Here is an 11039-nt window from a genome sequence, read left to right on the forward strand (position 1 = left end):
GGATGTTTGGCTCAATTAAAATTGATAGATTTGTAACTCTGAAATTACATTATTATTGAAACAGTTAAACTTTTATGCAAGACCGCAAACCACAACAAATAGCCCGTGAACTGGCACTTTTAAGCCTGAGCCAGTTACCAGTTAATCCCAAAAAATTGACAGAAGAACACCTACCTAAGCTGGTGTTAGCTACAGTACGTACCCTTAGAGCAGAAGTACAAGATAGCTTGGATAACGCCACTGGGGAGCTACAACGCAGTCACGATCGCCTTTTAACCAGTGAAACTCGCGCTTCTGATCTCAATAGTGCGAGAACTATGCTTAAAGAGGCGATCGAATGTACTCAAACCGCCATTAATCAATTAGGCGCAGCCCTAGAGTTCCCCGAATTAATTCAGCTAGCCAATCAGGATCGGGAAGTCGGTAAATATGCTATCAAACTTGTCCAAATCATCAACGAAAATCGCATTATCATTGATGAACAAATTTCCTTGGCTTTAGTAGACTGGCAAGTTACCCGTTTAGCCCAAATTGATCGAGATATTCTGCGAATTGCTGTGTCAGAAATGCTCTTCTTCAACCTCCCAGATAGAGTAGCAATTAATGAAGCTGTAGAGCTAGCAAAACGCTACAGTGGCGATGAAGGTCATCGGTTTATTAACGGTGTTCTGCGCCGAGTCACAGAGCAAAAACAACCTGCGTAGTCCCGCAGGGCAGAAGTTAAGTCGCTTCCCTACGGGACGCTACGCGAACGAGGGAAGTCAAAAGTCATAGACGTTCACGAAAAGAACCATCATGAGTGGTAAGTTGTGAGTGGGTAGTGAGGAGGACGAACAGGTGAGGATAACCCGGAGGTTTTCACACCACATCAGAGTAACAAGTTAAATTAAACTCATAGATTCTAACTTATAAACGCATAGCTCCTACCTCACAGAACAACTAACACCGCTAGCTGCAATGGTTTTTAATTGGTTCAATCGTCAAGATAAAAATTCCCCGAATACACAACCAGCAGAAACACCTCCGATACAAGAACCCCAACCAGAGTCAGCCGCAACGTCACCAACAACAGCAGACGCTGCACCAGACTCAACGGCCGACTTGTTGGCGTTTGCTAAAGCTGCTTATAAAAATATCCAAGAGAAACAACAGCCTCAACCAGACTCAGCAGATGTTTCCACACCAGAGGAAACGCCTGAAGTTGAAGCAACTACAACTGCTATAACTGAAGTTACAGAAACTACCTCAGAAGCAGAAGTAGCGACGGAAGAGTCTCCAGAAATAATTGTTAATACACCAGAAATAGTAGAAGAAACTGCAACTGTTGTCGAAACCTCAACAGAGCCAGAAATTGCCCAAGAGACGGCAAAACCTACAACTTTATCTTTTTTAGAAAGGGCAGCAGCTGAACAAGCAGCCAAGCAGGAACGACTTATTGCCAGTGCGATTGAAGTACCTGAACCCGAAGTAGTGCAACCAGTAGCGACTACAACGGAAGCGGTAGAAGTAATTCCTGGATTAGATTTTGATGACGGATTTGTTTGGTCAGCCGAAGTATTAGCATCACAAGGTAGGCGGCCGGAAGATATTTCTATTGAAGAAATTACCTGGCTGAAAAAGCTGCGAGAAGGATTAGATAAAACCCGTCGAAATATCCTTAACCAACTGAAGGCAATTGTTGGACAAGGGCCACTCAACCAAGCGGCTGTCACAGAAATTGAGGCGTTACTGCTGCAAGCGGATGTAGGTGTAGAAGCAACTGATTATATTATCAGTGCGCTCCAGAAAAAACTGCGCTCAGAAGTGACACCACCAGAAGAAGCGATCGCCTACTTGAAAAAAATCTTGCGGGATATGCTAGAAGCACCCCTCAACACTACCCATACAGCCAGCTTTGCCCCGGAAAAAGATACCCTAAATATTTGGTTAATCACTGGGGTGAATGGTGCAGGCAAAACCACCACCATCGGTAAAATTTCTCACCTAGCCCAAAAATCTGGCTACCGATGCTTAATTGGCGCAGCTGATACTTTCCGGGCTGCCGCAGTAGAACAGGTGAAAGTTTGGGGTGCTAGAAGTGGTGTAGAAGTGATTGCTAACCCTGGTAAGAATACTGACCCGGCAGCCGTGGTATTTGATGCGATCGCAGCTGCTCAAGCCAGAGAAACCGAATTACTTTTGGTGGATACCGCCGGCAGACTGCAAAATAAGAAAAACTTAATGGATGAACTCAGTAAAATCCGGCGAATTATCGACAAAAAAGCCCCTGATGCCAAAATAGAATCGCTTTTGGTTTTAGATGCTACTTTAGGTCAAAATGGATTGCGACAAGCTGAAGTCTTCTCCCAAGCTGCTCAACTCAGTGGCGTAGTCTTAACCAAGCTAGATGGAACGGCTAAGGGAGGCGTAGCCCTAGCAGTAGTACAGCAGCTAGGCTTACCCATCCGTTTTATTGGTGCAGGCGAAGGAATGGAAGACCTACGCCCTTTCTCTAGTTATGAATTTGTCGAAGCCTTATTGAGTGGCTAGCACCGCGTAGCGGAATTCAAAATTCAAAAGTCAAAAGTCAAAAAGAACGGCAGAAGGCAGAAGGCAGAATAATTCTACCCTAATGCCCAATGCCCCATTTTTCTAGTTCAAGCTAAAATTTCCCACTAATACGGCACTTAGCCCGGATTTATCACCAATTATTGCAACCTCAGTCCAGAGTCTGTAGGGGCGGGTTCACAGATATGCTCGAATCATTCACGAAATATTTTGCTCAACCCGCCCCTACTGTTTGTGAGAAATGCGGGTTAGATATGGCATGATGTGCTTTTTTGCATTTATGTGTTATCAACATTTATAGTTCTTTTTTGAATTCATCAAAAAACGTCTGAATAGTTCGGAATTTCTATGTCTGAAGATGTATGATTTGCTAATTGTGATATGTAAGGGTAAACTTTTTTCCCATAGAGAAGGATAATTGCTGATTTTTGCGGAGCAATTTTTGCCTAAAACTGCATTTATTAACATTCCTATCTTGAGATATAAGTTTTATAACCCAATGCAATACTTGTATCGAGTTATGTCTTACGTCTTTTTACTCTTGCTAAAGTGACAAATCTTGACCCAATATGGTTTAGCAATGTCAAGGCAAAAATTGTATAAGTAATCTAATGTCTATTTTTCCAGTGCAATAGTAACTGTACCTGTGTCTCAAGTGTCATCTCAACCTACTGACAATAATATTAGTGCTACGACGACCGATGTCACACCAGTTGTAGCACTCAAAGAACTCGTGGCAAGGTTGCACCGGGAACAGAATAAAATTCAAGATTTGCTGAGTTCCTTGGGATTTGCCCTCAGAAGCTTTAATAATTTGAATCAGTTTTTGGAACTGATTCCATTAATGGCGACAAGAGTTACAGATGCTGATGGTAGTGCGCTGTTTCTTTATAAGCCCAATGGTCAAATTAGGTTAGAGCAGTTACATTGGCAGGATAGTCGCCAACGCAAGAACATCCGCAAAGCTTTAGAAACCGCTAGTAGTCAAGTTTCACTGGCAGCCAATAGCGCACCCCTAGCCACAGCAACAGGGATTTTGGACGCGCAGATGCACCGTCACTTAGGGCCGGATGTGCAGATTTTCGGCACAGCAATTTTGGTCAAGCACACAGAACGGGGATGGTTATATGTACTCAGCCGCGACCCGGAATATAGCTGGACAGAAACCAGACAAAAGTTAGTCCGGCTAGTGGCAGATCAAACGGCGGTAGCAATTGAAAATGATGAACTAGGAGTAGAACTGAGAAAAAAAGAACGCCTAGACCAAGAATTAGAAATTGGTGCGGAGATTCAAAGGCGACTTCTACCCCGTCAATGTCCTTCTATTCCTGGTGCTGTCTTGGCGGCACGCTGTAAACCAGCTAATCGTGTAGGTGGAGACTACTATGATTTTATTCCCACTAATCACAATCAAATTTATCCACACATTATTAACAGTAGTCAGAATGCAGGACGTTGGGGATTGGTAATTGGGGATGTCATGGGGAAAGGTGTCCCGGCTGGTCTAATTATGACGATGATGCGGGGAATGCTGCGAGGAGAGGTTTTGCATGGCAATTCTCCAGGGGGAGTGCTGCAAAACTTAAACCGAGTCATGTATGCTGATTTGGAAAATTCTCACCGCTTTATAACGCTATTTTACTCAGAATATAATCCGCACAATCGCGTTTTGTCTTATAGTAATGCTGCACATAACCCTCCGTTGTGGTGGCACGCAGCGACGAAAAGTATTAGCCGTTTGGATACCTTGGGAATGTTAATTGGCTTGGATGCCAATAGCCAATATGAAGATGCCCAAGTACAGTTAGAGCCTGGGGATACAGTTATTTATTATACAGATGGTTTAACCGATGCGGCGGCGGCTAGTGGCGATCGCTTCGACGAAGAAAATTTTGTTGCTGCGTTCCATAAAGCTTGTAGGTCTTGTGATAGTCCCCAGGAAATTGTTGATTACCTATTTGATCAGGTACAGCAATTTATTGGACAAGATGGACAAAACACTGATGATATGACGCTAGTTGTGTTGCAAATTTATTAGTTATTAAGTCCCAACCAGTGAGGATAAGCGTAGGAATTAGCAGCCTGTAATGCTGTACTTTGGTAAGTATTGAATACCCAATTAGCTGTTGCTTGAAGATTTGCCATTAGTCGCACATCATCACCATTAGCTTCAAAAGCCAGACTCCACCAGGGAGAATTTTGAACTAGTAATTGCGTAATTTCCACACTACAGCCGTTATTAATATTTTCATGATTAGTAAGTGGTATTAGTGAAAAATCTGGCAAAATCCGATAAAGCTGTAAATAACGAACTTTCTGCACACTTACCCAAGCAGCATTTCCTAAAACTGTTGCAGGCTGAAAAATTTCCCCCGTGGAATCGCTACACGAGCATTTAGCCCATGTTTCGGCTTTTCCTGCCACTAATTTACCAAAATCAACTATACCCAGTTCTGCTTTGCGCCATTTGACTTCCAGCCTATCTTGTCTGAGTTTGATTCCCAAAAAATCAGATCCTGGCGCATATAGATACACATCCTCTCTTACTTCTGGTGGTTGCAATTGATTAATCAAACAATTTTGCTGAAACCAAACCAGAATATCTGATGGGAGCGTACCAGGATGAAACCAGCGTAATTCGTTAGTGGTAAGCATATAGTTAGTGATCCTCATCTACTAAGAGAGCGAAATGATGCGAAGCGACACAGTTGATGGGACAATGAAAATGAGAAATTATGCTTGCTTGTGTTGCTTCCAGCCGAAAGGAAACTGTAAAAATGTGGAAAAGACTTGTATTTATTTTGCTATTGGTGTTAAGTTTCAGCTTCAGTAATCCTGATATTGCCTCTGCTGCCGGATTCAAAAGCTTTGTAGACACAACTGATGGCTATGAATTTTTATATCCTAATGGCTGGTTGCAGGTGAAAGTTGCCAATGGCCCCGACGTTGTATTTCACGATTTAATTGAGATATCAGAAAATGTCTCTGTGATCATTAGTCCTGTTCCAGAGAACAAAACATTAAAAGAATTAGGAACACCAACGGAAGTAGGATACAAGTTGGGTAAGTCAGCTTTAGCACCTCCTGATTCTGGACGTTCGGCTGAATTGGTTAACGCCCTAGAACAAGAATCTGATGGAAAAATATATTATATTCTTGAGTATTTGGTAACACTTACCGATCAGCAAAAACGGCACAACGTGACTAGTGTTGCTGTGAGCCGTGGTAAACTTTTTACCTTTAATGCCTCTATTCCCGAAAGACGTTGGCAAAGAGTTAAAAACATGATGAAAGATGTAGTCAATTCTTTTTCTGTGTATTAAATAGGGAATGGAGTGTGGGGGAGGTAGTGTGGTCTTGTCTCTGTTCCCTGCGGGACTCTGCGCGTAGTGTCCCGTAGAGAAGGAGGTCTCCTCAAGTGGAGCAACTGCCGTCATGGGGTATGGGAGACAAGGTAGAGTAACTAATGACTATTGTGCAGACGCAATATATCGCGTCTCTACTTACCCAAAAATTTTATGAAAATTCCCCAATTCGTACTAGCCTCTGCTTCCCCAGCGCGACGACGCTTGCTGCAAACTGTTGGGATTGAACCAATAGTCAGTCCTAGTGATTTTGATGAGTCACAAGTTCAAATCACTGAACCTGCACAGTTAGTTCAAATTCTGGCTCAACGCAAGGCGGAAACTGTAGTACCGCAGTTTGCATCAGGGTTGATTATGGGTTGTGATTCAGTATTAGCAATCGATAGTAAGATTCACGGCAAACCAGCAGATGCAGCCGAAGCGATCGCACGTTGGCAATTAATGCGGGGTAGCTTTGGCGATTTATACACAGGTCATGTTTTGATTGACGTTGACCAAAACCGCACTGTAGTTAAATGTCAGGTGACAAGAGTATATTTTGCTCAACTTAGCGATCGCGCTATTCAAGCCTATGTAGCTACAGGTGAACCCCTCAAGTGTGCTGGTGCATTCGCTCTAGAAGGTTTTGGTAGTCTATTTGTAGAAAAAATAGAAGGTTGTCACAGCAACGTTATCGGACTCAGTTTACCCCTACTCCGGCAAATGCTGGAAGAACTAGGTTACGAAGTTACAGACTATTGGCAATAATTTAGTAGAGAATTCAGTTTTATTGGCGTAGATAGGTGACAGGTGACAGGTGACAGGTGACAGGAAAAAATTTTTGTAATTAATACTGTCTAAGTACGAATTACGTAGCTTGCTTTACTGCGTAACGCTCCGCGAACTCGCTTTGCGAGTATTACGAATTACGGATTATTTAATTCTTCAGGTGTGAGGTGAGAATGTACAACTTGACCGTCCCGAAACCAGACAATACGCCGGGTTTGACGGGCAACTTCTGGTTCGTGTGTCACCATAACTACCGTGATACCACTAGTATTGAGTTCGGTAAAAATATCTAATACTTCTTGAGTGGTGTGTGAATCGAGTGCGCCCGTGGGTTCATCAGCTAGCAGGACAACGGGACGGTTCACAATAGCACGGGCGATCGCTACTCTTTGTTGTTGTCCGCCTGATAGTTGAGTGGGTTTGTTGTTGATGCGATTGGCTAAACCGACTTTGGTGAGTGCTTGGGCGGCGCGATCGCTTCTTTCGCTAGGATTGACACCAGCATACACCATTGGCAGCATCACGTTTTCTAATGCACTGAGTTGGGGTAATAGGTGGAATTGTTGGAAGACAAACCCCAGTTTTTTATTGCGGATATGCGCCAAGTCTGCGTCATTCATTTGCGCCACATCGACGTTATCTAAATAGTAATGTCCTGTGGTGGGGCGGTCTAGACAACCAATAATATTCATAGCCGTAGATTTACCTGAACCTGAAGGCCCCATAATGGAACAGTATTCACCCTCATTAATGACAAGATTTACATCATTGAGGGCTTTAACTTCAGTTTCTCCTCTACCGTAAATTTTAAAGATGTTTTCTAACCGAATGATTGTTGATTTCGGTACAGGATTAGGAACTAGTGAATCAGTAATTGAAATAGTATTTGGCATAGATCAATAGTTATTAGTTATTATTCCCCAGTCCCCAGTCCCCAACTAATCTAGTTTAAACTCAACAAACTCTGTTTGTGTAAAGAGCATCTTCTTATCTATTGCTGACAGAATTTTATTATTAGCACTCTCGGAACTTAAACAGCGACAAACTAACTCTGCTACATCTGCGCGATGGATACTCCCAACAATGCGTGTATCTTCCGTTAACACACCGTTACCTGTGGCTGGCTCTGATTTTAGCCCACCAGGACGGATAATCGTGTAGATGAGTCCGCTAGCAATTAAATGCTGTTCTGCTTTGTCCTTTTCTACTAAAACTGTTTGCAGTGCGTTTAAAGCTTGGGGAGACAAAGCACCGACACTATTACCAGTCCCAATGGAAGTTACTAGAACAAACTTCTCTACGCCAGCTTTTACTGCGGCATCAATGATATTCTTATTTCCTAAATAATCTGGTTTTTCTTGGTCTGTAGGTAAACCGCCTAGTGTACTGATAACAGCGTGAATCGGTTTGTCTGTAATAATAGAACTTTCTAAGTCATCTATATTTAAGGCATCTCCTACAACTACCTCAACTCCCATTGCTTCGAGTTCAGCACGAGATGTTTCGTTTCTGACCAGTGCGGTGACTTGAATATTCTGTTTACTCAAGTAATTGGCAATTTCTTTACCAACACCGCGACTAGCTCCTACAAGGAAAATGTGAGATGTACTTGTCATAGGAATTTTGAATAAAAATCAATTACGCTCAAAGGATTGTATCAGAGGTGGAGGCGTAATTATATTTAACCCTAATGTGGGAGGTATTTTTATCGGCGATTGTGCGAATCTAGTTAAGTAAATCCTCTTGGCAAAATTTATGGCTAAACAACCACAGGAAGATATCAGGGTTGCTGCTACCTCGAAAATTTGGGGAATGACAGTTGGTCTTTTCGCCATTTGTATTCCACTATCGGCTGTGACTCGAAGTGGCCCCATCCTCCCGTTAGCAGCTATTGGCGGTGCAGTTGCTGGTACTGTCGCTGTCTGGCGTTCTGATGATAAAAAATCACCATCCAAATCTTTATCAGGCCAACCGATAGAGATATTAGAGCAAAGAATCGCCAATCTAGAAACAATAGTCAGTAGTGAAGAGTTTGATTTGCACAGAAAAATTAAACAACTAGAATCGAATAACACTTACAACGCAGGTACTCAATCCTCTACGCCGGAACATAAAACTTAAAATTGATGAAAATGTATCACAACATAACAAATTAGTATATCTATTTGTTTTTGTAACATTAGGTTACTTTTAAATCAGCTTTTTATGTTGAGGCTTAATCATCTTCAAGAATAATTGTCTTTAGAAATATAACTGTTTCTAGGGCAACAGTATCTTATTGTTAAGGTTAGTTAGAATTGACGGACATCATTTAAATTCTCAATACTTCAGTCCCGTTCTCAATCAAGGGTCTTCATCCTTTATGGTGGATACTCTCTGCAAATTCTGCCTTTGATTGTGTTCTATTAGACTGCGAGGATTACGGAATTTTTAATTAACTAGAAGTTATAAACTTGAGTCATTGCATTGGTATAGCTTACCTTAAGTATGCAACATTGTGCCGCAGGAATGCAGATGGATTGGATTAGCTTACTCAAAGCTCAACAGGCTGACTTCCTTCAACGTGTGAAAAAACCCAAAACTTACGATCTATCTTTGTTAGAAAGTCAAGTTAGAGGGTGTCACAGCGAAGTGATGGCATTTTGTGGAGAGCCGTTGGCAAAAATTATCGAATTTTCTCGCCAACAAGCCAAAATCCTGGCGAAAAATCCGCCTCCCATACCCCCCGAATATCCCGAACCCCCTGACTGGACGATCCCTTTTCCGACATATTTCCAGCAGCAAGCGGAAGATTATATTTTGCGCGAGCAAATTGTTGATCGCATTATCAGCACGCGTCTAGGGAAGCTACTAAAGAAAATTCCCCAAGACACCGCGCAGAATATGGTGCTAGACGATGAAGGGAACTTGCGGGGTGAAAGTAAGTTTACTTACTTGTTAGCAGATAACCCTAAATTGAGTGTACAAGTTTATGTTGCTGATGGTGAAAGTTTTAATGGCATTAAGAAAGATAAAATCAGGTGGTCAGTCACTCAAGATGATTTAAGACATCACCAAGTATTAGTTTTTCTGTGTCTATTTTATCCATCTACGGGTAAGTTGGGTTGTGAAAAACAAGCTGTGATTGCTGGCTTTTTACCCACCCATCAAATCGGATTAACAGAACCCAAAATGTATGTTGCTCCTAGTAACTTGTTGTATGCAGGGGGTTTAAGTTGGTATTTAGAATCATTAAGTCTTAAAAAAGATATTAAAAAAGATATCTTGCCAATAGTTGTTGAAAGAACCATCCCTGAAACAATTAAAACTGTATCATCAGACCATCCTAAAAAAGAAATTATTGGTGATTGGGAATGTTGGCAGACGTTAAAAGGACATACTAAAGGAATTAATTGTTTAGCTTTTAATTCTAAGTATGACAACGGCATAATTACACCGATATTGGCTAGTGGTAGTCATGGAGAGACTAAGTTATGGGATTTAAGCAAGGGCGATTTAATCGATACTTTGTCAGAATATCCTTGGGTATTTTCTGGACTAATAGATGAAATTAGTTCCCTAGCTTTTAGTGCAGACGGCCAGATGTTGGTGAGTGGTGGCGCAGATTCGTCAATTAAAATTTGGCATACAGGCGCATTAGATTTAATAGATATTCTGCACAAACATCATGGCGTGGTGCGCTGCGTTGCTTTCACTCCCGATGGACAAATGTTAGCCACTGGAGGCGATGACAGAAAAATCTTCTTTTGGGATTTGATGAGTCGTCAGGTAAAAGCTATCCTATCTTTAGATGATACGGCTGCTCATTCTTTGGCGTTAAGCCGTGACGGTCAAACCTTAGTAACCGGTAGCTACCGTAAAATCAAAGTCTGGCATACCTCAGAACCCTGGAATACGAAGAATCTCAAAGACAAAGAACCCCTACATACCCTCACGGGTCACGGTCACATTGTCCGTGCTTTGAAAATTAGTGCAGATGGTCAATGGCTGGCCAGTGGTAGCTGGGATCAGACTATTAAAATTTGGCATCTGGAGAGTGGTAAATTAATTCGCACTCTTAAGGGACATACAGATAAAGTGTATGCGATCGCGCTTAGTCCCGATGAACAAATTATTGCTAGTAGCAGTGCTGACCAAACTATCAAGTTATGGCATTTTGACTCCGGCGAGTTATTAGCTACCTTTACAGGTCACACTGATATTGTCACCGCGCTGACTTTTACCAGTTCCGGCGAGATGTTGGTCAGTGGGAGTTTGGATAAAACCATTAAAATTTGGCAAAGGAGTTAGACTTATCCGGTTCTGAACTCCGTTGACGAGTCTTTGATACTCATTCATCTACCTGAGAACTCCGTTGAC

General features: G+C 42.1%; 10 protein-coding genes. 7 read left to right on the plus strand and 3 right to left on the minus strand.

Annotation, left to right across the window (positions count from 1 at the left end; all coding sequences use genetic code 11):
• Positions 1-74 precede the first annotated feature (74 nt).
• From nusB to ACM0OR_RS18535, 3 genes are all read left to right on the plus strand, one after another.
• Entirely contained in the window at positions 75-704 is a 630-nt protein-coding gene (gene nusB, locus ACM0OR_RS18525) for a transcription antitermination factor NusB (RefSeq protein ID WP_323266456.1), read from the plus strand.
• 253 nt (positions 705-957) lie between these two features.
• On the plus strand, positions 958-2529 hold the full coding sequence (ftsY, locus tag ACM0OR_RS18530; RefSeq protein ID WP_414577911.1) for a signal recognition particle-docking protein FtsY: 1572 nt from the start codon (positions 958-960) through the stop codon (positions 2527-2529).
• 664 nt (positions 2530-3193) lie between these two features.
• Positions 3194-4585 carry a PP2C family protein-serine/threonine phosphatase gene (locus ACM0OR_RS18535; protein ID WP_414577913.1) on the plus strand — a complete coding sequence of 464 codons (1392 nt, stop codon included), beginning with the start codon at positions 3194-3196 and terminating at the stop codon, positions 4583-4585.
• On the opposite strand, the gene ACM0OR_RS18540 is transcribed toward ACM0OR_RS18535, so the two are convergent.
• Positions 4582-5202 (minus strand): hypothetical protein, encoded by a 621-nt coding sequence (locus ACM0OR_RS18540; protein ID WP_414577915.1) that lies wholly within the window; start codon positions 5200-5202, stop codon positions 4582-4584. The genes ACM0OR_RS18535 and ACM0OR_RS18540 overlap by 4 nt on opposite strands.
• 122 nt (positions 5203-5324) lie before the next feature.
• Here ACM0OR_RS18540 and psbP point away from each other — a divergent pair, with 122 nt between their 5' ends.
• Both psbP and ACM0OR_RS18550 read left to right on the plus strand, forming a co-directional pair.
• Positions 5325-5870: a photosystem II reaction center PsbP gene (gene psbP / locus ACM0OR_RS18545; protein WP_414577917.1), complete on the plus strand. Its 546-nt coding sequence runs from the start codon at positions 5325-5327 to the stop codon at positions 5868-5870.
• 195 nt (positions 5871-6065) lie between these two features.
• Complete coding sequence (locus ACM0OR_RS18550; RefSeq protein WP_414577918.1) at positions 6066-6659, plus strand: Maf family protein; 594 nt, start codon at positions 6066-6068, stop codon at positions 6657-6659.
• A gap of 158 nt (positions 6660-6817) precedes the next feature.
• On the opposite strand, the gene ACM0OR_RS18555 is transcribed toward ACM0OR_RS18550, so the two are convergent.
• Positions 6818-7573, minus strand: coding sequence for an ABC transporter ATP-binding protein (locus ACM0OR_RS18555; RefSeq protein ID WP_414577920.1), 756 nt, complete (start codon positions 7571-7573; stop codon positions 6818-6820).
• Positions 7574-7618: 45 nt separating this feature from the next.
• Positions 7619-8296: an SDR family oxidoreductase gene (locus ACM0OR_RS18560; protein WP_323266449.1), complete on the minus strand. Its 678-nt coding sequence runs from the start codon at positions 8294-8296 to the stop codon at positions 7619-7621.
• Between the two features lie 139 nt (positions 8297-8435).
• Between ACM0OR_RS18560 and ACM0OR_RS18565 the strand changes: the two genes are divergently transcribed.
• Positions 8436-8801, plus strand: coding sequence for a hypothetical protein (locus ACM0OR_RS18565; protein ID WP_323266448.1), 366 nt, complete (start codon positions 8436-8438; stop codon positions 8799-8801).
• A 393-nt stretch (positions 8802-9194) separates the two neighbouring features.
• Positions 9195-10970 carry a WD40 repeat domain-containing protein gene (locus ACM0OR_RS18570; protein WP_323266447.1) on the plus strand — a complete coding sequence of 592 codons (1776 nt, stop codon included), beginning with the start codon at positions 9195-9197 and terminating at the stop codon, positions 10968-10970.
• The last annotated feature ends 69 nt before the right edge of the window (positions 10971-11039 follow it).

The sequence above is a fragment of the Anabaena sp. CCY 9402-a genome (genome assembly GCF_963920945.1).
Lineage (GTDB): Bacteria > Cyanobacteriota > Cyanobacteriia > Cyanobacteriales > Nostocaceae > Trichormus > Trichormus minutissimus.

Excerpts from the sequence above, each read along its gene's own strand:
- ACM0OR_RS18565 (WP_323266448.1), top strand. The coding sequence starts at position 8,436 with ATGGCTAAACAACCACAGGAAGATATCAGGGTTGCTGCTACCTCGAAA.
- psbP (WP_414577917.1), top strand. The coding sequence starts at position 5,325 with ATGTGGAAAAGACTTGTATTTATTTTGCTATTGGTGTTAAGTTTCAGC.
- ACM0OR_RS18570 (WP_323266447.1), top strand. The coding sequence starts at position 9,195 with ATGGATTGGATTAGCTTACTCAAAGCTCAACAGGCTGACTTCCTTCAA.
- ACM0OR_RS18555 (WP_414577920.1), bottom strand. The coding sequence starts at position 7,573 with ATGCCAAATACTATTTCAATTACTGATTCACTAGTTCCTAATCCTGTA.
- nusB (WP_323266456.1), top strand. The coding sequence starts at position 75 with ATGCAAGACCGCAAACCACAACAAATAGCCCGTGAACTGGCACTTTTA.
- ACM0OR_RS18550 (WP_414577918.1), top strand. The coding sequence starts at position 6,066 with ATGAAAATTCCCCAATTCGTACTAGCCTCTGCTTCCCCAGCGCGACGA.
- ACM0OR_RS18540 (WP_414577915.1), bottom strand. The coding sequence starts at position 5,202 with ATGCTTACCACTAACGAATTACGCTGGTTTCATCCTGGTACGCTCCCA.
- ftsY (WP_414577911.1), top strand. The coding sequence starts at position 958 with ATGGTTTTTAATTGGTTCAATCGTCAAGATAAAAATTCCCCGAATACA.
- ACM0OR_RS18560 (WP_323266449.1), bottom strand. The coding sequence starts at position 8,296 with ATGACAAGTACATCTCACATTTTCCTTGTAGGAGCTAGTCGCGGTGTT.